The sequence below is a fragment of the Massilia sp. R2A-15 genome, from assembly GCF_030704305.1.
In the GTDB taxonomy this organism is placed as follows: Bacteria; Pseudomonadota; Gammaproteobacteria; order Burkholderiales; family Burkholderiaceae_D; genus JAFCUW01.
Window position 1 is genome coordinate 284,408 of record NZ_CP131935.1, and the last position, 19,556, is coordinate 303,963.

The 19,556-nt window shown below is 65.0% G+C and carries 21 protein-coding genes; 7 read left to right on the forward strand and 14 right to left on the reverse strand.

Translation table 11 applies throughout. The features are described 5' to 3' along the window. Positions 1–2: 2 nt before the first annotated feature. Positions 3–1,055: a glycolate oxidase subunit GlcE gene (gene glcE / locus Q4S45_RS01290; protein WP_305508399.1), complete on the forward strand. Its 1,053-nt coding sequence runs from the start codon at positions 3–5 to the stop codon at positions 1,053–1,055. Next, positions 1,055–2,275: a glycolate oxidase subunit GlcF gene (glcF, locus tag Q4S45_RS01295; RefSeq protein WP_305508405.1), complete on the forward strand. Its 1,221-nt coding sequence runs from the start codon at positions 1,055–1,057 to the stop codon at positions 2,273–2,275. Before glcE ends, glcF begins: the two co-directional genes overlap by 1 nt. A 40-nt stretch (positions 2,276–2,315) precedes the next feature. On the opposite strand, the gene Q4S45_RS01300 is transcribed toward glcF, so the two are convergent. The 4 genes from Q4S45_RS01300 to Q4S45_RS01315 all read right to left on the reverse strand — a co-directional run bounded on the left by Q4S45_RS01300 (position 2,316) and on the right by Q4S45_RS01315 (position 7,138). Next, positions 2,316–4,175 (reverse strand): ATP-binding protein, encoded by a 1,860-nt coding sequence (locus tag Q4S45_RS01300; protein ID WP_305508407.1) that lies wholly within the window; start codon positions 4,173–4,175, stop codon positions 2,316–2,318. Positions 4,176–4,312: 137 nt separating this feature from the next. After that, positions 4,313–4,795, reverse strand: a complete 483-nt coding sequence (locus Q4S45_RS01305) for a glutathione peroxidase (RefSeq protein WP_305508409.1) — start codon at positions 4,793–4,795, stop codon at positions 4,313–4,315. 147 nt (positions 4,796–4,942) lie between these two features. Further along, on the reverse strand, positions 4,943–6,079 hold the full coding sequence (locus Q4S45_RS01310; protein WP_305508411.1) for a PilT/PilU family type 4a pilus ATPase: 1,137 nt from the start codon (positions 6,077–6,079) through the stop codon (positions 4,943–4,945). A 15-nt stretch (positions 6,080–6,094) separates the two neighbouring features. Further along, positions 6,095–7,138: a type IV pilus twitching motility protein PilT gene (locus Q4S45_RS01315; protein WP_305508413.1), complete on the reverse strand. Its 1,044-nt coding sequence runs from the start codon at positions 7,136–7,138 to the stop codon at positions 6,095–6,097. 91 nt (positions 7,139–7,229) lie between these two features. Here Q4S45_RS01315 and Q4S45_RS01320 point away from each other — a divergent pair, with 91 nt between their 5' ends. Then, a complete protein-coding gene (locus tag Q4S45_RS01320; protein WP_305508415.1) occupies positions 7,230–7,946 on the forward strand; it encodes a YggS family pyridoxal phosphate-dependent enzyme in 717 nt (238 codons plus the stop codon). Beyond that, the gene (gene proC / locus Q4S45_RS01325; RefSeq protein WP_305508417.1) at positions 7,943–8,761 is read left to right on the forward strand and encodes a pyrroline-5-carboxylate reductase; all 819 of its coding nucleotides are present in this window, start codon (positions 7,943–7,945) and stop codon (positions 8,759–8,761) included. The genes Q4S45_RS01320 and proC overlap by 4 nt, the downstream gene beginning before the upstream one ends. A gap of 83 nt (positions 8,762–8,844) precedes the next feature. On the opposite strand, the gene Q4S45_RS01330 is transcribed toward proC, so the two are convergent. From Q4S45_RS01330 to Q4S45_RS01360, 7 genes are all read right to left on the reverse strand, one after another. Then, positions 8,845–9,093, reverse strand: coding sequence for a hypothetical protein (locus Q4S45_RS01330; RefSeq protein ID WP_305508419.1), 249 nt, complete (start codon positions 9,091–9,093; stop codon positions 8,845–8,847). Beyond that, entirely contained in the window at positions 9,080–9,463 is a 384-nt protein-coding gene (locus Q4S45_RS01335; protein WP_305508421.1) for a phage holin family protein, read from the reverse strand. The genes Q4S45_RS01330 and Q4S45_RS01335 overlap by 14 nt, the downstream gene beginning before the upstream one ends. A gap of 3 nt (positions 9,464–9,466) precedes the next feature. After that, a complete protein-coding gene (locus Q4S45_RS01340) occupies positions 9,467–9,790 on the reverse strand; it encodes a YqjD family protein (protein WP_305508423.1) in 324 nt (107 codons plus the stop codon). A 59-nt stretch (positions 9,791–9,849) separates the two neighbouring features. Beyond that, positions 9,850–10,704 carry a 4-hydroxybenzoate octaprenyltransferase gene (gene ubiA, locus Q4S45_RS01345; RefSeq protein WP_305508425.1) on the reverse strand — a complete coding sequence of 285 codons (855 nt, stop codon included), beginning with the start codon at positions 10,702–10,704 and terminating at the stop codon, positions 9,850–9,852. Between the two features lie 73 nt (positions 10,705–10,777). Then, positions 10,778–11,110, reverse strand: a complete 333-nt coding sequence (locus Q4S45_RS01350) for a nucleotidyltransferase family protein (RefSeq protein ID WP_305508427.1) — start codon at positions 11,108–11,110, stop codon at positions 10,778–10,780. Continuing rightward, entirely contained in the window at positions 11,110–11,532 is a 423-nt protein-coding gene (locus Q4S45_RS01355; RefSeq protein ID WP_305508429.1) for a nucleotidyltransferase substrate binding protein, read from the reverse strand. Before Q4S45_RS01355 ends, Q4S45_RS01350 begins: the two co-directional genes overlap by 1 nt. Positions 11,533–11,548: 16 nt before the next feature. Then, the gene (locus tag Q4S45_RS01360) at positions 11,549–12,493 is read right to left on the reverse strand and encodes a hydrogen peroxide-inducible genes activator (protein ID WP_305508431.1); all 945 of its coding nucleotides are present in this window, start codon (positions 12,491–12,493) and stop codon (positions 11,549–11,551) included. Between the two features lie 158 nt (positions 12,494–12,651). On the opposite strand from Q4S45_RS01360, the gene Q4S45_RS01365 reads away from it, so the two are divergent. Genes Q4S45_RS01365 through Q4S45_RS01375 form a run of 3 tightly spaced genes read left to right on the forward strand, consistent with a single transcriptional unit; the run spans position 12,652 to position 14,597 of the window. Continuing rightward, complete coding sequence (locus Q4S45_RS01365) at positions 12,652–13,824, forward strand: PilT/PilU family type 4a pilus ATPase (protein ID WP_305508433.1); 1,173 nt, start codon at positions 12,652–12,654, stop codon at positions 13,822–13,824. Further along, on the forward strand, positions 13,825–14,067 hold the full coding sequence (locus tag Q4S45_RS01370; protein ID WP_305508435.1) for a DUF3717 domain-containing protein: 243 nt from the start codon (positions 13,825–13,827) through the stop codon (positions 14,065–14,067). A gap of 50 nt (positions 14,068–14,117) precedes the next feature. Then, positions 14,118–14,597: an adenylyltransferase/cytidyltransferase family protein gene (locus Q4S45_RS01375; protein WP_305508437.1), complete on the forward strand. Its 480-nt coding sequence runs from the start codon at positions 14,118–14,120 to the stop codon at positions 14,595–14,597. Between the two features lie 61 nt (positions 14,598–14,658). Here the strand turns inward: Q4S45_RS01375 and Q4S45_RS01380 are convergent, their stop codons facing one another. The 3 genes from Q4S45_RS01380 to Q4S45_RS01390 all read right to left on the reverse strand — a co-directional run bounded on the left by Q4S45_RS01380 (position 14,659) and on the right by Q4S45_RS01390 (position 19,505). Continuing rightward, positions 14,659–18,012, reverse strand: coding sequence for a patatin-like phospholipase family protein (locus Q4S45_RS01380; protein ID WP_305508439.1), 3,354 nt, complete (start codon positions 18,010–18,012; stop codon positions 14,659–14,661). Between the two features lie 155 nt (positions 18,013–18,167). After that, the gene (trmL, locus tag Q4S45_RS01385; RefSeq protein ID WP_305508441.1) at positions 18,168–18,638 is read right to left on the reverse strand and encodes a tRNA (uridine(34)/cytosine(34)/5-carboxymethylaminomethyluridine(34)-2'-O)-methyltransferase TrmL; all 471 of its coding nucleotides are present in this window, start codon (positions 18,636–18,638) and stop codon (positions 18,168–18,170) included. 138 nt (positions 18,639–18,776) lie between these two features. Continuing rightward, positions 18,777–19,505 carry a ComF family protein gene (locus Q4S45_RS01390; RefSeq protein ID WP_305508443.1) on the reverse strand — a complete coding sequence of 243 codons (729 nt, stop codon included), beginning with the start codon at positions 19,503–19,505 and terminating at the stop codon, positions 18,777–18,779. Positions 19,506–19,556: the final 51 nt, after the last annotated feature.

Sequence of the window (19,556 nt, forward strand, 5' to 3'; positions counted from 1 at the left end):
ACATGACAGTGCAGCACATCGAACAATTCAGGGACCGGATCCTCGCGGCCGCGGCCGACAAGCGCAGCCTGCGCATTCGCGGCGGCGGCACCAAGGACTGGTACGGCCAGGCGCTGGATGGCGACATCCTCGATACCCGCGCGTTTTCCGGCATCGTCGACTACGAGCCGACCGAGCTGGTGATCACCGCGCGCAGCGGCACGCCGCTCGCCGAGATCGAGGCGGTGCTGGCCGAGCGCAACCAGATGCTCGCCTTCGAGCCGCCGCACTTCGGCGCCGGCGCCACGTTCGGCGGCGCGATTGCGGCCGGACTTTCGGGGCCGCGGCGCGCCACCAGCGGGGCGGTGCGCGACTTCGTGCTGGGCGCGGTAATGATGGACGGTCGCGGCGAGATGCTCACCTTCGGCGGCCAGGTCATGAAGAACGTCGCCGGCTACGACGTCTCTCGCCTGCTGGCCGGCTCCATGGGCACGCTGGGCCTGATGCTGCAGCATTCGATCAAGGTGTTGCCGCGCGCGGTGCGAGAGGCGACGCTGCGATTCGAAATGAGCGAGATCGACGCCATCCGGCGCCTGAACGAGTGGGGCGGCCAGCCGTTGCCGATATCCGCGAGCTGCTGGCACGATGGCCAGCTGACCGTGCGCCTCGAGGGCGCCCAGGCTGCGGTGGACGCGGCGGTGCGCGAGTTTGGCGGCGAAGCCGTTGTTGACGGTCCCGCGTTCTGGGCCAGCCTGCGCGAGCAGGAGCATGCGTTCTTTGACGGCGCGGATAGCCTGTGGCGCCTGTCGGTGCCATCGACCACCGGCGCCATCATCCTCAAGGGCGAGCAGCTGATCGAGTGGGGCGGCGCGCAGCGCTGGCTCAAGGGCAGCGGCTCGGCGCAGGACATCCGTAAAGCCGTCGCCGCGGTCGGCGGCCACGCCACGCTGTTCCGCGGCGGCGACAAGAGCGTTGGCGTGTTCCAGCCGCTGGCGCCGGCCATCGCAAAAATCCACGAGCGTCTCAAGGCGGCATTCGACCCGTCGAACGTATTCAATCCCGGACGGATGTACTGATGCAAACCAATCTCGCCGACTTCATCAAAGGCACCGCCGAAGGCAACGAGGCCGAAGCGATTCTGGGCGCCTGCGTGCACTGCGGCTTCTGCACCGCGACCTGCCCGACCTACCAGATCCTGGGCGACGAACTCGATGGCCCGCGCGGCCGTATTTACTTGATTAAGCAAGTACTTGAGGGCGCCGAGCCGACCCGCAAGACCCAGCTGCACCTGGACCGCTGCCTGACCTGCCGCAATTGCGAGTCGACCTGTCCGTCGGGCGTGAAGTACGGGCGGCTGGTGGACATCGGCCGCAAGGTGGTCGAGCAGCGCGTCGCGCGTCCGCTCGGCGAGCGCATCACGCGCACGCTGTTGAAAGAGACGCTGCCGCGCGAATGGATCTTCAAGCCGGCGTTCAAGGCCGGCCAGATGGTGCGCCCGCTGCTGTCCGAGAACCTGCAGGACAAGCTGCCGCCGACGCCCGATGCGGGTGTGTGGCCATCGCGCGTCCACGCACGCAAGATGCTGGTGCTGGATGGCTGCGTGCAGCCGTCGATGGCGCCGAACATCAACAGCGCCACCGCGCGCGTGCTCGATGCGGTCGGCGTGCAGCTGCTGGTGGCGCCAAAGGCCGGTTGCTGCGGCGCGCTGCGCTTCCACCTGAACGACCAGGAGGCGGGGCTGGACGACATGCGCCGCAATATCGACGCGTGGTGGCCGATGGTGGACCAGGTCGAGGCGATCGTGATGACCGCGTCGGGCTGCGGCGTGACGGTCAAGGAATACGGCCATCTGCTGGCGCACGACAGCGCGTATGCCGAGAAGGCGGCGCGCATTTCGGCGCTGACGCGCGACCTGTCGGAAATCATGCCGCAGTTCGAGGCGGAGCTGGGCGCGAAACTAAAAGGAAAAATCGGCAAACGTGTAGCCTACCATCCGCCCTGCACGCTGCAGCACGGCCAGCAGATCCGCGGCAAGGTCGAAGGCGTGCTGCGCGCGGCGGGCGTGGACGTCACGCTGTGCGCCGACAGCCATCTGTGCTGCGGTTCGGCCGGCACCTATTCGATGCTGCAGCCGGAGCTGTCGCACGAACTGCGCGACCGCAAGCTGGCCAATCTCACCGCGACCGGCGCCGACGAAATCGTCTCGGCCAACATCGGCTGCCTGACCCACCTGCAGTCGGGAACCGACATCCCGGTCACGCACTGGATCGAACTGATCGACCGCGCACTGGCGTGAAAATCAAAATGGGGTCTGGTCCTGCGACCTGACCCCATCTTCAGTTGGTGACTTTGGGCGCGATGGCGGCCAGCGCCTGCTTCAGCAAGGTTGTATCGACCGGCTTGGTCAGGTGGTGGTCGATGCCCGCATGGACCGAGTGCTCGCGGTCGTTCTTGCTGCCGTAGCCGGTCACGGCGATCATCGATGCATCGCGCGTCTCCGGCAGCGCGCGCAGGCGGCGCGCCAGTTCGTAGCCGCTCATGTCCGGCAGGCCCACGTCGAGCAGGCAGGCGTCGGGACGGATCGCGGCCGCGCTGTCGATCGCATCCTGCCCGGCGAAAGCGATGTGAATTTCGTGACCGTCGGCCCCCAGGACCATCCCCAGCGTTTCCGCGGCGTCGCGGTTGTCATCGACGATCAGCAGGCGCAGCCGCGAGCCTGCGGGAACGCGCGCCGCTTCGTCGTTCGACACGGCGGGGCCCGCTGCCAGCAACGGCAATCTGACTTCGAATTCGCTTCCCATTCCCTTGCCGGCACTATGTCCGGTGACCGAGCCATCGTGACGATCGACCAGGCTCTTGACCAGCGCAAGGCCGAGACCGAGGCCACCGGTGGTGCGGTCCGATGAACGGGCCGCTTGCGAGAACAGTTCGAACGCATTTTCCAGCGTAGCCGAATCCATGCCGATGCCGTCGTCCTTGACGCTGATGTGCGCGAAACCGCCTTTGCAGCGCAGGCGCAGCGCGATATTGCCCCCGCGCGGCGTGTATTTCGCCGCGTTGTTGAGCAAGTTGGCCAGCACCTGCACCAGTCGCTTGTCGTCGCCCAGCGCGAACGCTTGCGCGGGATCGAGCTGCACGCTGAAGTGGTGCTGATTCTGTTCGATCATCGGGCGTGCCTGTTCGACCGCATCGGCGATCACGCGCTTCAGGTCGAGGCGCATCATCGACAGTGTCACCAGCCCCTGGGTGACGCGCGAGACGTCGAGCAGGTCGTCGAGCAGGCGGTTCATGTGGCGCGCCTGGCGGTCGATGATGGTGCCGGCCTTGAGGGTGAGGGCGGCATCGGCCCGGCCCAGCGTGAGGATTTGCGCCGCCGCGCTGATTGGCGCGAGCGGGTTGCGCAGTTCGTGCGCCAGCATCGCAAGGAATTCATCTTTGCGCTGGCTCGCTTCCTTCAGCTCTTCGGTCGTGCGCATACGGTCGGTGATGTCGGAGACGATTCCGATCATGCGGTCCGGCCGATCGGCCGAGCGATAGCGGCTGCCATGCACGCTGATCCAGTGGATGCTGTTGTCGTTCCAGATGATGCGCGCCTCGAACCGCAGCGGCCGATCGTTTTTGAGCGCTTCGTGGAATGCAGCTTCGACGAGCGCGCGATCCTGCGGATGGACGTGCCCGAGCATAATGTCGACACTCCATTCGGACGCGCCGTCCGGGTAGCCGAAGCACTGGTCGTGACGCAGCGTACGCGTGGCGGCGAGCGATTCAAGGTCGAGGTCCCATTCGCCAATTTCGGTCGCCTCGAGCGTAAATTGCAGGCGGGCCGCCAGTTCGAGCTGCGCTTCGACCGCGCGGCGCACTTCGGAAATGTCGCGCGAAACCGCCAGCAGACGCTCCACATGGCCATCGCCATTGCGGATCGGCGTGACCAGGACGTCCCACCATTTCGGTGTGCCTCTGGCGGTCGGGCAGAACGCATTGAAGTGTCCTTCCTCGCCCGCCAGCGCGCGCTCCATCGCGGTCTGCACCTTGGAGCGCGTGGCGTCTGGCCACAGCACTGGCCACTTGTGGCCAAGCACATTGGAGAAATCGTCGATCTCCATGGCGCACATGCCATTGCGGTTCATCGCCAGCAGCGCGCCATCGAGACCCATGATCTTGATGCAGTCAGGGCTTTGCTCGAACGCCCAGTCCATGTTGACGGCACCGTCGGTAATCGATCGGTCCCGCGGGTCCTGCAATGATGGCGAATCCATGTCTGCTGCGCGCTCTGCTGAAAGAATGAGCAGCGATGATACCCTAACGCCGGCGATGCCGACGCACAGGGAGCAATTCAGGCCGAAAGCAGTTTTTCGATATCGCCGGTCAGTTCGGCCGGCGCGGTCGAAGGGGCGTAGCGCTTGTACACTTTGCCGTCTTTACCGACGAGGAATTTGGTGAAGTTCCACTTGATCGCTTCGGTGCCCAACAGTCCCGGCGCTTCCTTTTTGAGCTGCTTGAACAGCGGGTGCGCGTCGTCGCCGTTGACGTCGATCTTGGAAAACAGCGGAAAGGTCACGCCGTAGTTCTTCTCGCAGAAGGCGCCGATTTCTTCTTCGGTGCCTTTCTCCTGCGCGCCGAACTGGTTGCACGGGAAGCCGAGCACGACGACGCCCTTGTCGCTGAACTGCTTGTAGACTTCCTCGAGCCCCTTGTACTGGGGCGTGAAGCCACACGCGCTGGCGGTGTTGACGATTAAGAGAACCTTGCCCTTGTACTGCGCCAGATCCACGGGCGCGCCGGCCAGGCTGGTGGCCGAGTAGTCGAAAATGTTCATGGTCGGAGGATCCCAGGTGGTGCGTGACGGGGAAGCAGGGCGCGGTTTTTCGTGTCCTTGCCAAGCGATTCTAGCGCAAGGCCGGCGATCAGATCGAAAATGGGGTCAGGTCCGCGGGACCAGACCCCGATGCTGCCGATGTCCGGGTCAGACGATCCCCAGGTGTTGTGTGCCGGCGGACAGGTCGCGGTTTTTCGCGTCCTTGCCTTCCAATTTTATCGCAAGGCGTAAATCGTTGACCGAGTCGGCATTGCGCAGCGCGTCTTCATAGCTGATCTTGTCGGCCTCGTGCAGGTCGAACAGCGCCTGGTCGAAAGTCTGCATGCCCAGCTCGCGCGACTTCTTCATGATCTCCTTGATCTCGTGCACCTGGCCCTTGAAGATCAGGTCGGAGATCAGCGGCGAATTGAGCATGATTTCGATCGCCACCACGCGGCCCTTGGACTCCTTGCGCGGAATCAGGCGCTGCGACACCATGCCCTTCAGGTTCAGCGACAAATCCATCAGCAGCTGCGCGCGGCGCTCTTCCGGGAAGAAGTTGATGATGCGGTCGATTGCCTGGTTAGAGCTGTTGGCGTGCAGGGTGGCCAGGCACAGGTGGCCGGTTTCGGCAAACGCGATCGCATGCTCCATCGTTTCGCGGTCGCGGATCTCGCCGATCTGGATCACGTCGGGCGCCTGGCGCAGCGAGTTTTTCAGCGCCGCCTCGAAGCTGTCGGTGTCCACGCCCACTTCGCGCTGCGTGATCACGCAGTTCTTGTGCGGGTGGACGTATTCGACCGGGTCTTCGATGGTGATGATGTGGCCGTGGCTGTTCTCGTTGCGGTAGCCGACCATCGCCGCCATCGTCGTCGATTTGCCCGAGCCGGTCGCGCCGACCATGATCACCAGGCCGCGCTTGGCCATGATAATGTCGGCCAGCACCGGCGGCAGCTCGAGGTCTTCGAGTTTCGGGATCGTGGTGGTGATCACGCGCAGCACCATGCCCACGCAGCTCATTTGCACGAAGGCCGAAACGCGGAAGCGTCCCAGGTCGCCCGGGCTGATGGCGAAATTCGCTTCCTTGGTCAGTTCGAAGCCGGCGGTCTGCTTGTCGTTCATGATCGAGCGGGCCAGGTCGGCGGTGTGCGCCGCGGTCAGCGCCTGGCTCGACACCGGCGTCACTTTGCCGTCGATCTTGATCGCCGGCGGGAAGCCCGCGGTGATGAACAGGTCCGAGCCGCCCTTGCTGGTCATCAGCCGGAGCAGGTCGAACATGAATTTTGAAGCCTGATCGCGTTCCATGATCGTTCCTGAAAATTAGCCGGGGAAGTTATCCGGCGTCTTGGCGGCGTTACGCGCGGCGCCAAGCGAGATGATATTACGCTTGACCAGGTCGGTCAGGTTCTGGTCCAGCGTCTGCATGCCGACGTTGCTGCCGGTCTGGATCGCCGAATACATCTGCGCGATCTTCGCTTCGCGGATCAGGTTGCGGATCGCCGGCGTGCCGATCATGATCTCGTGCGCGGCCACGCGGCCGGAGCCGTCCTTGGTCTTCAGCAGGGTCTGCGAGACCACCGCCTGCAGCGATTCGGACAGCATCGCGCGCACCATTTCCTTTTCGTCGGCCGGGAACACGTCGACGATACGATCGATGGTCTTGGCCGCCGACGAGGTATGCAGCGTGCCGAATACCAGGTGGCCGGTTTCGGCGGCCGACAGGGCAAGCCGGATGGTTTCCAGGTCGCGCAATTCGCCGACCAGGATGCAGTCCGGGTCTTCACGCAGCGCCGAGCGCAGCGCGTTGTTGAACGACAGCGTGTGCGGGCCGACTTCGCGCTGGTTGATCAGGCACTTCTTCGAGTCGTGCACGAATTCGATCGGGTCCTCGATGGTGAGGATGTGGCCGTACTCGTTTTCGTTGAGGTGATTGACCATCGCCGCCAGCGTGGTCGATTTGCCCGAGCCGGTCGGGCCGGTCACGAGCACCAGGCCACGCGGCTTCATCGCCAGTTCGGCGAAAATCTTCGGCGCGTTCAGGTCTTCGAGCGACAGGATCTTCGACGGAATCGTGCGCAGCACGGCGGCGGCGCCGCGTTCCTGGTTGAAGGCGTTGACGCGAAAGCGCGCCAGGCCCGGGATGGCGAACGAGAAGTCGCATTCGAGCACTTCCTCGTATTGCTTGCGCTGGCCGTCGTTCATGATGTCATAGATCATGCCGTGCACGTCCTTATGCTCGAGCGGCGGCAGGTTGATGCGGCGCACGTCGCCGTGCACGCGGATCATCGGCGGCAGGCCGGACGACAGGTGCAGGTCGGAAGCCTTGTTCTTGACGGAGAAAGCGAGTAATTCGGAGATGTCCATTTATAATCCCTGTGCCGTGGAGGGGCGCGTGTTGCAAGTATGCGCGTGTTGCACCGACTCGGACCGCTATTAATTGCCCGCTGACAAGATTATGTCCACAATCGCCCACAAACTGCAAGCTGTCGATGAGACAATCCAGGCCGCGATCAAGGCCTCCGGGCGCGCTCCGGGAACGGTGCAACTGCTCGCCGTGTCCAAGACTTTTCCGGCCGGCGCCGTGCTCGAAGCGGTGGCTGCCGGCCAGCGCGCGTTCGGCGAAAACTACCTGCAGGAAGGGATCGACAAGATCGCCGCGGTTGGCGCCGCGCTGCCGGGCGAAGCCATCGAATGGCATTTCATCGGGCCGATCCAGAGCAACAAGACGCGACCGATCGCGGCCAGCTTCGCCTGGGTGCACACGGTCGAGCGCCTGAAGATCGCCCAGCGGCTGTCCGAGCAGCGGCCGGATGACCTTCCGCCGCTGAACATCTGTTTGCAAGTGAACATCAGCGGCGAGGCCAGCAAAAGCGGCGCCACGCCCGAAGAACTGCCCGAACTGGCGCGCCAGGTGGCGGCGCTGTCGCGCCTGAAACTGCGCGGACTGATGGCCATTCCCGAACCGGAAACTGACGTGTCAAAACAACGGGCGGCGTTCGCGCGGGTACGCATGTTGTTCGATCAGCTACGCGCCGACGGATTCGACCTCGACACGCTGTCGATGGGGATGTCGGCGGACCTCGAGGCGGCGATCGCGGAAGGCGCCACTATCGTGCGCGTCGGCAGCGCCATTTTCGGCGCGCGCAATTACGACAACAAGGACAAGGCATGAAGATCACGTTCATCGGCGGCGGCAACATGGCGTCGGCGCTCATCGCCGGCCTGGCGGGACAGCTCACCGCGGGCGAAAACATTCACGTTGTCGATCCGAACCCTGAACAGCTGACGCGGCTGAAGGACAGCTACGGCGTCAGCACAGCCACCGAGATCGGGCCGAAGGCCGGCGCCAGCGACGTGATCGTGCTGGCGGTGAAGCCGCAGCAGATGCGCGAAGTGGCGGCGCAGTTGATGCCGCAACTGGCCGAGGCGCAGCCGCTGCTGCTGTCGATCGCGGCCGGCATCCGCGGCGCCGACCTGTCGCGCTGGCTGGGCGGCTACGGCGCGATCGTGCGCACGATGCCCAACACGCCGGCGCTGATCGGGCAGGGCATCACCGGCATGGTGGCGATGGCCGGGGTGAGCGACGCGCAGAAGGCGGCGGCCGGCGACATCATGCGCGCGGTGGGCGCGACCGTGTGGCTGGACGACGAGGCGCTGATCGATCCGGTGACGGCGGTGTCGGGCAGCGGGCCGGCGTATGTGTTTTACTTTATCGAGGCGATGCAGCAGGCGGCCGAGGAGCTGGGATTGTCGGCGGAGCAGGGCAAGCAGCTGGCGCTGGCGACCTTTGTCGGCGCATCGCAGCTGGCGGCGCAGTCGGCAGATGAGGTGGCGGTGCTGCGCGAGCGGGTGACGTCGAAGGGCGGCACGACCTATGCGGCTATCACCAGCATGGAGCAGGCCGGGGTGAAGCAGGCGATTGTCGATGCGGTCAAGGCGGCGGCGGCGCGCGGGCGGGAATTGGGCGAGCAGCTCGGCGCAGATTAAAGGTTGTCGTTCCTGCGGAGGCAGGAACCCATACTGAGCCAGAGATATTCAGCATGGGTTCCTGCCTCCGCAGGAACGACGTGCTAACGGCGCAGCATCGGCAGTACTTTTTTCACCAGTTTCCACAAACTCAAGCCAGCGGTCAGCATCGGCATCGCACGCCCCGAGCGGGTGGCGATCATCCCCAGCACGACGCCGGCAATCGTCATCGGCAGCTTGAACCCCGTCCCGGAACTGACCGGCTGCAGCAGCGCCCGCACTTCCGCGGCCGCATCGACCCGCTGGCGCGCGCACTGCGCGATCAGCGCGGCCTGTCTTTCACTGGTGGTCATGGGCGTGCCTTTCCGCGCTGAGGAACTCGAGATCCTTGCGCAGTTCGCCAATCGTGGCCGACAGCAGCGCCGGCTGCGCCTTCATCCCCGAGCGCACCTTGAGCCCGACCGCCAGCGCCGACAGTGCGAACACCGCGGCCAGGCCAAGCACCGCGCCGATGCGGTGCGTGTCCCAGAACAGGATGATGACGAACAGGGCGCCCATCACGATCGCGATCGCGGCCAGGAACAGCGCCAGCATCGACATCAGCAGGTAGCCGAGCCAGCGCTGCGACTGCTCCTCCATCTCCACCGACGCCAGCTCGAGGCGCGTCTGGACCATGGCGACGAGGGTGGTCGCGATCCTCCCGACCGCTGCGCCGATCGCCATCGATCAGCGGGTGCCGCGCGAGATCGCCACGCCGAGCAGCAGCCCGACGGTGGCGCCGATCGCGACCGATTTCCATGGATTCTCGTGCACGTATTCGTCGGTCGCCTTGGCCGCTTCCTTGGTCTTCTCGACAGCCAGTTCCTGGTAGTGGACCAGGTCGGCCTTGGCGCTGGAGATGGTGCGCTCGAATTTTTCCTTGGCCGCCTTCAGGTCCTCGCCGGTCAGCGAGCTGTTGCGGATCCAGCTTTCGGCGTCATGGATCACCGATTTCAGGTCGTTCATCAGTTGGTCGCGCGCGCCGGTCTGGGTAGGGATTTTTTCCATCATGGGATAGCCTCGTAAGTTCGTTATTGTTGGACGGACGATGCCGTGTCATTGGGACAATATTATCCTAATGCATAGTCTAACGCGACTCCAGCAAAAAGGGCCGCACCCAACCAATTGTTGTGGCGGAAGGCGGCGAAACAGCGCATCCGGTCGCGGCCGCGAATCAGGGTGTAGTGGTACAGGGCGATGGCCGCGGCCACGGCGACGCCGGCGACGAACCACCAGCGCAGGCCGAGCAGCCAGCCGCAGGCCAGGTCGATCGCCAGCGCGGCGCCGTAGCACAGCATGACGGCGGCGACGTCGAAGCGGCCGAAGGTGATGGCCGAGGTTCGGATGCCGATCTTCAGGTCGTCGTCGCGGTCGACCATGGCGTATTCGGTGTCGTAGGCGACGGCCCAGAACACGTTGGCCACCAGCAGCGACCAGGCCACGGCCGGCACCTGGTTCTGCACCGCGGCGAAGGCCATCGGAATGCCGAAGCCGAAGGCAATGCCGAGGTAGGCCTGCGGGATTGCGAAGAAGCGCTTGAAGTAGGGATAGCTGCCGGCGATGATGACGGCGGCGACCGACAGTTGCTTGGTCAGCGCGTTCAGCGGCAGGATCAGCAGGAAGGAGATCACGGCCAGCGCGGCAGCGATCGCGAGTGCTTCCCACGGCGCGATCTTGCCGCTGGTGAGCGGGCGTTCGGCGGTGCGCTTGACGTGCTTGTCGAAGTCGCGGTCGGCGTAATCGTTGATGGCGCAGCCGGCCGAGCGCATCAGGGCGGTGCCGACGGTGAAGATCAGCAGCAGCCTGATGTCGGGGAGGCCGTCCGAGGCCAGCCACAGCGCGATCAGCGTGGGCCACAGCAGCAGCAGGATGCCGATCGGCTTGTCGGCGCGGATCAGTTTGAAGTACAGGGCCAGCTTGGTCATTGGTACGGATGAGAATGGGCGATGGCCCGAATTCTACCGGGTTTGCAAGTTGGCATGCCTACAGAAAATGGGGTCAGGTCCGCCGGACCTGACCCCGGGGTTGTACACGCTCGTAGAAAATCACGCCATCCCGTTCGATCTGATGGCGCAATGCTGGATGATCGAGCGCCGAGAAGATGGAAAGATCGATCATCCACGGCAGCAGCAGATCGTCTAGTTCATCCATCAGGCGCAGCAAGGTTCGGTGCGTGAGCTGTTCGCCCTGAAGCGTCAGGTCGATGTCGGAACTGTTCTTGAAGGTGCCGCGCGCGCGCGACCCGTACAGCTTCGCCTGTTCGACTTCCGGATGACGCGCCAACGCCAATCGGATTTTTTCAATCGCAGCGTCTGGCAATCCGAAGTCCATCACTTGTCCTCGCCATTGGCTATCTTCGTCATGGTTTCAGCCAACGCCTGGAAAGCAGGGTAGAAGCGCGTCAGGATATCGGCGGCGATCCGGTTAGCCAAATCCAGTTGATAGGTATGGGAACTGAGATTGTGATCCTTGATCATGTCCATCCAGGTCTCGCCGTCCGCGATCAGGTCATTCTTGAAAGCCGTACGGATGGCGTCGCGAGAGCCGATCAGGCCGGAGACCCCTTGTTCCTCCAGAAAATCCTTCAGCATGTTCCACGCGAGTTCGTGCGTGAACTCGAAGCCTTGGATCAAACCCTGCTGCTCCAGCTCCGACAGCGGACGTTGTTGCGCCAGGGCGGCCGCTTTGTCCAGGGTCGCCAGTGCGCGTCGATAGTTGTCGAAGCGCTGCTTCCAACGTGATTCCTGATTCATGGTTCGCTCCGAACGATCAAGCGGCGGCCGCTTCAGGCGCCACCATCTCCACGCCCGGCAGGTCGCACTGCGCCACTGCATCGCAGATCGCGTCGATCGCCGCGCGCCGCGTGAAGCTCTTGCGCCAGACGATCACCACGCGGCGCGACGGCACCGGCGCGCTGAACGGCACAAAACTGAGCATGCCGTTCCTGTCCTTCATGTCCGGCACCGACGCGCGCGGCAGCACGGTCAGGCCGATGCCGCTGGCGACCATGTGGCGGATCGTCTCGAGCGACGAGCCTTCGAAAGTGCGCTGCATGCCGTTGCCCGGCGCGGAGAAGCGCGCCATCTCCGGACACACCTCCAGCACCTGGTCGCGGAAGCAGTGGCCATTGCCCAGCAAGAGCATGGTTTCCGATTTCAGGTCTTCGGCCGCGACGGTCTTGCGGCCGGCCCACGGATGATGCTTCGGCGTGGCGACCACGAACGGCTCGTCGTACAGCGTCTGCATCGCCATGCCGTGCTCGGGCAGCGGCAGCGCCATGATGGCCGCGTCGAGCTCGCCCTGGCGCAGCAGTTCGAGCAGGCGCACGGTGAAATTCTCCTGCAGCACCAGCGGCATCTGCGGCACGTTCTCGATCAGGTTCTTCACCAGCGGCGGCAGCAGGTAGGGGCCGATCGTGTAGATCACGCCGAGGCGCAGCGGCCCGGCCAGCGGATCCTTGTTCTGCTTGGCCAGCTCCTTGATCGCCGCGGTCTGCTCGAGCACGCGCTCGGCCTGGGCGATGATCTGTGCGCCGAGCGGCGTGACCGACACCTCGGCGCCGCCGCGTTCGAACAGCACGACGCCCAACTCGTCTTCGAGCTTCTTGATGGCGACGGACAAGGTGGGCTGGGCGACGTAGCACGCCTCGGCGGCATGCCCGAAATGTCTCGCACGCGCGACGGCAACGATATATTTCAGTTCGGTCAGGGTCATGGTTGGATTGAACCTTCAAGAGGAGAAAGGCGCCAATGACTCCATATTGACAGATAGTTGCTTTTTAGTCAGCAAAGAATTTATATTTTACCGGAAGGCCAGTCGATATAATTGCCCCGAAGGCGGTTTGTTCGCCGCTGCATCCTTGAGAGAACCGCATGTCCACCACTTTTGGGCCCGCCGAAGCGCAGGCGTATATCCACAAACTGCTCACCGTGATGCATCACCAGGGCGGCTCCGACCTGTTCGTGTCGGCCGATTTCCCGCCGTCGATGAAGCACCAGGGAGCGATGAAGCCGCTGAGCCAACAGAAGCTGTCGGGCGAAGTCACGCGCGCGCTGGCGCTGTCGCTGATGAACGACAAGCAGAAGGCCGAATTCGAAGCCGAGATGGAGTGCAATTTCGCCATCTCGCTGCCCAACGTGTGCCGCTTCCGCGTCAACGTCTTCGTCCAGCAGCAGTGCGTGGCGATGGTGGTGCGCACGATCGCCTCCGAAATCCCGAACTTCGAGAAGCTCGACCTGCCGGAGGTGCTCAAGGACGTCATCATGACCAAGCGCGGCCTGGTGCTGGTCGTCGGCGGCACCGGCTCGGGCAAGTCGACCACGCTGGCAGCGATGATCGACTACCGCAACGCCAATTCGGCCGGCCACATCATCACGGTGGAAGACCCGGTCGAATACGTCCACAAGAACAAGGGCTGCCTGATCACGCACCGCGAAGTCGGCGTGGACACCCACTCGTGGCACAACGCGCTGAAAAACACGCTGCGCCAGGCGCCGGACGTGATCCTGATCGGCGAGATCCGCGACACCGAAACCATGGAGCACGCGATCGCGTTCGCCGAGACGGGCCACCTGTGCCTTGGCACGCTGCACGCGAATAACTCGAACCAGACCATGGACCGGATCATCAACTTCTTCCCGGAAGAGCGGCGCAGCCAACTGCTGATGGACCTGTCGTCGAACCTGCGCGCGATCGTCTCGCAGCGCCTGGTGCGCACCGAGGACGGCAAGGGCCGCAAGGCGGCGATCGAGATCCTGCTGAACACGGCGACGATCGGCGAGATGATCCTGAAGGGGAACTTCCAGGGCATCAAGGAGATCATGCACAAGTCGCGCGAGCTGGGCATGTGCACGTTTGACCAGGCGCTGTACGAGCTGTATAACAAAGGCTACATCGGCTACGACGAGGCGATCCGCAACGCCGACTCGGCCAACGGCCTGCGCCTGCAGATCAAGCTGCGCGGCGACCGCAAGGAGCCGGAAATGGCCGGCAAGACGACGTCGGACGACCTGTCGATGCTGGTGGAGGACGAGCCGGAGGAGTAAATGCGACTGAGCCTGCAGGAGCTGGAGGCGGCGATCAACTGGTGGCGCGAGCGCCAGCCGGCGCGCGGCAACGAGCATGCGCTGTCGGCCGAGGTGAAGGTGCTGGCGCGGGTGTATGCGCTGATGATTGTCGATCACGTTCATGACGTCGAACTGGACCGGCTCGATGCGGGCGCAAGGCAGCTGCTGCGTCAGTGGCAGGAAAACAAGATGGGGTCAGGTCCGCAGGACCAGACCCCGTAGCCAACAAAGGGGTCTGGTCCTGCGGACCTGACCCTATCTTAACAAGACCCATGTCCGATTTCGAATCCAAGATCTGCACCCGAGAACAACTGAAACAGCGCGTCGCCGCCTTGCCCAAGCCGGTGGTGCTGACCAATGGCGTGTTCGACATCCTGCACCGCGGCCACGTCACCTACCTCGCGCAGGCGCGCGCGCTGGGCGCCTCGCTGGTGGTGGCGGCCAATACCGACGCCTCGGTCAAGCGCCTCGGCAAGGGCGACGAACGGCCGCTCAACACCTGCGCCGACCGCATGGCCGTGCTGGCCGCGCTCGAATCGGTCAGCCTGGTGGTGGACTTCGACGAGGACACCGCGCTCGAAGTGGCGCTTGAAGCGCGGCCGGACATCTACGCCAAGGGCGGCGACTACGATATGACGGCGATCCCCGAAGGGCAGGCGGTGCTGGCCTACGGCGGCCGGGCGGTGGCGATCGACTTCGAGCACGACCGCTCGACCACCAAACTGCTGACGAAAGTGCGCCAGCAGGCCTGAACCCGCGCTTCGGCGGCGTCAGCCGCTGCGCGCCGCTCTCATCGGCGTCCGACCGGCTGCGCTAGCCGCCCTTGGCATGGCTGGGTTCGGGGCTATCGGCTGGCGTCGCCGGTTCTCCTTGCGTGCTCTCTTTCGGCGTTTGCGCCTCGACCGAGGTTGCCATCGCAGGGGATTTCTCCTTTTCCTTCGCGCCCCATTTTTCTTTCAGCGCGTGGGCCCAGGACGGGATCGGCGCGCTGCTGCCGGCGGGCGCCGGCGCGGGCGGCGGTGGCGGTCCGGGTGGCGACAGGTCGAACACCGCCATGCCGATCCGGTATCCCAGCGAGCGATAGCTCTCGAACTGGGTTTCGTCGAACCACTGGTCGGCCGTGCTCTGGTGCGGGAAATCCTTGTTGGTCTTGCGGTAGTTGAGCACTTCGGCATATTCGTCCGACATCAGCGACGGCTTGATGTACAACAGCGTGCCGTTCTGCGCCCTGGCCGACTTCGGGTCGGTGCGGTCGTACAGGATCTCGCCAACGACGCAGTGCGCCTGGCTGAATACGGTCTGCGGCTTCGGCAACAGGAGGTTCGCGTCGATGTCGATCTCGATGTGCAGGTCGGTCGCGCATTTGCGGATCGCGTTACCCAGTCCCTCGAAATTGAGCTGGCCGTCCGCGCTGGCGTCGATCACGACGATCAGCCGGCAGCGCCGCCGTACCAGTTCGTAAATGCCGAGGTTCTCGAAATGGCCGCCGTCCGACAGATAGACAAACGGCGAGTCGGCGTCGGTCAGGCCGAACAGCTCGTAGAGCAGGTATTTCATGCCGAATTTCGGCGCCGCGGACGACCACTGCTCGCTGCGCGGATTGGCGAACCAGCGGCCCAGCCGCACATTGAACAGCGTCATCAGGAACGACAAGGCGGGCGACGAGTGGTAACCCATGTTGGGGCTGGCCGCCGCGCCGGAAATGGCCATCGCCATGCCCAGTTTGACGCCCGACTCTTCATCGATGGTAGCCCCGGTCTGCTGGCGATAGCCCCACGTCGGCCGGAAGCAGCCGCGTTCCGCCTCGTGCACCGCCTGCGCGTGACTGGCCGACGACATGCGGGGCAGCTCGAAGCCGCAAAATCCCGGGGTCATGGCAAACCCGCCGGCTTTCCTGGTCTGCCAGGCCAGCTCCTTGCCCTTGACCAGGTTCAGGGTGGTGTTGATGATCTGGTAGGGCCGCTGGATGACGCCCTGGGTGGCGAGCAGGTCGTCCAGGTTGACGTCGTCGTTTTCGTCGAAGCCGGTGAACGGGTTCGGATTGCGGTCGGGATTGCTGGCGCCGAGATAGGCGCGCACCAGGCGGTTCCGGTACATCATGTAGAGCGAGAATTTGTTGATGTCGACACGCCGGGCCAGGAACAGTCCGACCACGAGCAGGGCCGCCATCACCTCCGCGGCTTTCCAGGGGGAGATGCGCGCGGCCTCGGTGAAATAGGTGGCGAAGGCCTGCGTCCACTCGGCGTACTGCGGCCCGCCCCAGGCGCTGGGCGGCGCCGACGGCAGCATCATGAAATAGACGATGGTGGACACGAAGACCAGGGCGCCGATCGAAAACACCAGCGGCGCCAGCGCCGCGACCCAATCGAGGTAGGCAGGTGCATCGCGCTTGCGGGTGGTATTGCTGTGCCCAACACCCAGGCCGGCCAGGGTGGTGCCCATCCACGCGCTGCCGATCAGGGCCTGGACCCAGCCGTCCAGATGAAAGTACGCCCAGCCGAGAAAGGGCGGCGCAAACAGGCTGACCGCGGTCAGGGCGAAGGTCGCCAGCGCGGCGATCGCGGTCCAGCCGCCTTGCCGGCTCCACCATTCGCGGCTCTTGTCGTTGTACATGCGTCCCACCAGCCCGATCGCGAGGATCATGGCGATGCCGAACACGCTGAGCAGGAAGGGGATGCCGAAGCTGACCAGCAGCATTCCCTGCCCATCGTCGTTGAGGGTGGCGCGCGCCGGGCGCCAGTTCGACAGTTCGGTCACCGACCATGTGAGCGCCAATGCCCCGGCGCCGAGGGCCATGAGGGCGAACAGGAAGTGGCCGAAGCCCTCGCTCACGCCCCGGCGCCAGGGAATCGGCGCGCCCGAGTCCGCCCGATTGCGCCATTGCGCAAGCAGCCAGCCCAGGGCCCAGGCGCTGAAGTAAGCCAGCCCGGGCGCGAGCAGCCAGGTCAGCACGGGATGCACCGTCGTGGGCGGGATCAGGTTCCAGATGTTGACGAAGTTCTCGCTGTATTGCCAAATCGCGACGCTCGACGCGAAGGCCGACGCCAGCAAGGGCGCGACCACGTAGCGCAGAATCCGCGATTGTTCCTGGCCGTGACGCCATTGTTTGGTCACGGGATCGGGTCCGCTGGAGATGCTCAGGGCGATGTAGAACACCGCCCACAGCGCGGTAATGGCGCCGAACCCCGCGAACCAGGGGGCGTAGTATTTGCCCGCCTCGGCGGCGAACGCCAGCAGGCGCGGGACGATCAGCGCCGCGCCCAGCAGCGAGCCGAGGATCGTCAGGTTCAGGAGGGTATTGCGCAAGTAGGTCGCCAGCATGGCCCACGTGTCGGCGCTGAACAAGCCGGTGCGCGGCGTCAGGTAGTTGCTGTACTGGCGCAGGAAACGGATTTCGTCGGCTTCCTGCTGGCGCGGTACGGACTGGGTACCGGGGGACAGCGCGGTGGCCACGGCGCCCAGGTTGCCCGATTGGCCCTTGAGCAATTTGGACAGCCAGCTGCCGATGTAGCCGCCGCCTGAGACGGTGGACAGGTAATCGAAGTGCCGCAACCGGTCCAGTTCCGCGAGCGCCTGCAATATGCCCAGGTTGAAAGTCGCGCTGCGAATGCCGCCGCCGGAGAAGGCGAGGCCCGCCAGCTGGTCCTGGTGCGCTTGTTCGATGACCCGTTCCTCGTCCGCGGGGCGGGTGCGAAGCGGCGCCCCCGATGCGTCGTGGACGGTCTCGTGAGCCGGCCTCGGGTGCGTGAGACTGTGCCTGGCCCGCACCGTGTCGTCCTGCTCCTGCGCGCGCTGCTCCGCCGACTTGACCGGCGGCGCCTGGACGCCGTCCTCGACCTGATGGCGGCGCGCGCGCAGTGCGTCCAGTTCGTATTGCCAGACCTCTGCAAAGGTCGATCCGGCGATGTCGCTCAGCCTGGTCCAGGTGGCGGAATCGAGGCTGTCGTCCTGGCGGGCTTTCGGCATGAATTGCCGCTTGAACGCCTTGATGGCTTCGCCCAGCGCGTTGCCGCCCGGCGTGCAGTTCCTGCCGCACAGGAAGCGGTAGGCCTCGGAGGCGCGATCGAGCTGCAGCCGGTCGCGGATACTGGACAGCTTGCGGTGGACGTCCCGGAGGCAGTTGTCGCTCAGCGGTGCCGGGAAGGCGGGTGAGGTGGTGTCGGGCATGGTACGTGCTCCTGTCAGGAACGTCCATTGGGGACTACGCCTGGGGCCTGCCCGCAACGGGTGCGTGCGGCCGCAGTCCCACACCTCACATTAGCAACTTCGCATTGACCTCGCAACGAAGATTCGGCGTGTGTCCCTGATTGGCCACGACGTGCTCATGCGCCGCCGGCGTAGCCGTTCTGGCGCCACGCCTCGTACACCACGACGGCCACCGTGTTCGACAGGTTCAGGCTGCGGTTGTCGGGGCGCATCGGCAGGCGGATGCGCTGGGCCGGGGGGAACGATTCGCGCAGCTCGGGCGCCAGGCCGCGCGTCTCGGCGCCGAACACGAACACGTCGCCCGGCTGGAAGTGCGCGCTGGCGAACGGCGACGAGCCGTGCGTGGTCAGGGCGAACATGCGCGCCGGGTCGGGCTGGGTGTCGGCGATGAACGCGTCCCAGTTCCTGTGCACCTTCATGGTCGCGTAATCGTGGTAATCGAGGCCGGCGCGCTTCATCTTGGCGTCGTCGAGCGGAAAGCCGAGCGGCTCGATCAGGTGCAGCTGGGCGCCGGTGTTGGCGCACAGGCGGATGATGTTGCCGGTATTCGGCGGGATCTCGGGTTCGACCAGGACGACATGGAACAAGTGACTTCTCCTTCTAATATTTAATGGCTGCAGTGCCAATTAGCATGGGGGTCTGGTCCCACGGACCTGACCCCATTGTGATTTCGCCCGGTGTCGCCGAGATGCTCAACATGGGGTCAGGTCCGCGGGACCAGACCCCTAACGTGGCGGGGTGCGCGCGAACACGAAGTTGGTGACCCGCGCGGCGCCGTTGCGCTTGAACGTGGCGGCCAGTTCGTGCAGCGTGTGGCCGCTCGTCATGACGTCGTCGACCACGCCGATGTGCTGCCCGCGCACCATCGCCAGCGCGTCGGGCGCGACGATGAAGGCGTGGCGGATGTTCTTGCCGCGCTGGTCCGGCGCCACGCCCGACTGCGCCTCGGTGTCGCGCGCGCGGACCGCCAGCCGCGGCGCCAGCGGCACCCCGAGCGATTTGGCCAGCGGCCGCGCCATCTCGAGCGCCTGGTTGAAGCCGCGTTCGGCCAGCCGCCGGCGTCCCAGCGGCACCGGGCACAGCACATTCGGCAGGACCAGGCCGCCGCTGTCGATCACCGCGTCGCGCAGCACCCGGGCGAACCAGGGCGCCAGCGCGAGCTTGCCGCCGAACTTCAGTTGCAGCACCAGCTGGTCGAGCGGCGCCAGGTAGTCGGCGCCGGCCAGGGTGGCGTCGTACGCCGGCCGCCGCTGCAGGCAGGCCGCGCATTCGCGCCCCGCGTCCGCGGCGCCGGCCGGGTTGGCGCAGCGCGGGCAGCGCGGCGAACGCGTGACGAACTGCGCATGGCAGGGCGGACAGACCGCGCCTTCGCAGCGCCCGCCGCACAGCGCGCAGGACGAGGGCAGCAGCGCGTGCGCCATCGTGTGCAGCCAGCGGCGCGGGCTTGTCGGCATCGGACGGTCCTGGAACGAAAATGGAACAACCATGTACACTGCCGCCATTAT

Excerpts from the sequence above, each read along its gene's own strand:
- glcE (WP_305508399.1), top strand. The coding sequence starts at position 3 with ATGACAGTGCAGCACATCGAACAATTCAGGGACCGGATCCTCGCGGCC.
- glcF (WP_305508405.1), top strand. The coding sequence starts at position 1,055 with ATGCAAACCAATCTCGCCGACTTCATCAAAGGCACCGCCGAAGGCAAC.
- Q4S45_RS01300 (WP_305508407.1), bottom strand. The coding sequence starts at position 4,175 with ATGGACTGGGCGTTCGAGCAAAGCCCTGACTGCATCAAGATCATGGGT.
- Q4S45_RS01305 (WP_305508409.1), bottom strand. The coding sequence starts at position 4,795 with ATGAACATTTTCGACTACTCGGCCACCAGCCTGGCCGGCGCGCCCGTG.
- Q4S45_RS01310 (WP_305508411.1), bottom strand. The coding sequence starts at position 6,079 with ATGGAACGCGATCAGGCTTCAAAATTCATGTTCGACCTGCTCCGGCTG.
- Q4S45_RS01315 (WP_305508413.1), bottom strand. The coding sequence starts at position 7,138 with ATGGACATCTCCGAATTACTCGCTTTCTCCGTCAAGAACAAGGCTTCC.
- Q4S45_RS01320 (WP_305508415.1), top strand. The coding sequence starts at position 7,230 with ATGTCCACAATCGCCCACAAACTGCAAGCTGTCGATGAGACAATCCAG.
- proC (WP_305508417.1), top strand. The coding sequence starts at position 7,943 with ATGAAGATCACGTTCATCGGCGGCGGCAACATGGCGTCGGCGCTCATC.
- Q4S45_RS01330 (WP_305508419.1), bottom strand. The coding sequence starts at position 9,093 with ATGACCACCAGTGAAAGACAGGCCGCGCTGATCGCGCAGTGCGCGCGC.
- Q4S45_RS01335 (WP_305508421.1), bottom strand. The coding sequence starts at position 9,463 with ATGGCGATCGGCGCAGCGGTCGGGAGGATCGCGACCACCCTCGTCGCC.
- Q4S45_RS01340 (WP_305508423.1), bottom strand. The coding sequence starts at position 9,790 with ATGATGGAAAAAATCCCTACCCAGACCGGCGCGCGCGACCAACTGATG.
- ubiA (WP_305508425.1), bottom strand. The coding sequence starts at position 10,704 with ATGACCAAGCTGGCCCTGTACTTCAAACTGATCCGCGCCGACAAGCCG.
- Q4S45_RS01350 (WP_305508427.1), bottom strand. The coding sequence starts at position 11,110 with ATGGACTTCGGATTGCCAGACGCTGCGATTGAAAAAATCCGATTGGCG.
- Q4S45_RS01355 (WP_305508429.1), bottom strand. The coding sequence starts at position 11,532 with ATGAATCAGGAATCACGTTGGAAGCAGCGCTTCGACAACTATCGACGC.
- Q4S45_RS01360 (WP_305508431.1), bottom strand. The coding sequence starts at position 12,493 with ATGACCCTGACCGAACTGAAATATATCGTTGCCGTCGCGCGTGCGAGA.
- Q4S45_RS01365 (WP_305508433.1), top strand. The coding sequence starts at position 12,652 with ATGTCCACCACTTTTGGGCCCGCCGAAGCGCAGGCGTATATCCACAAA.
- Q4S45_RS01370 (WP_305508435.1), top strand. The coding sequence starts at position 13,825 with ATGCGACTGAGCCTGCAGGAGCTGGAGGCGGCGATCAACTGGTGGCGC.
- Q4S45_RS01375 (WP_305508437.1), top strand. The coding sequence starts at position 14,118 with ATGTCCGATTTCGAATCCAAGATCTGCACCCGAGAACAACTGAAACAG.
- Q4S45_RS01380 (WP_305508439.1), bottom strand. The coding sequence starts at position 18,012 with ATGCCCGACACCACCTCACCCGCCTTCCCGGCACCGCTGAGCGACAAC.
- Q4S45_RS01390 (WP_305508443.1), bottom strand. The coding sequence starts at position 19,505 with ATGCCGACAAGCCCGCGCCGCTGGCTGCACACGATGGCGCACGCGCTG.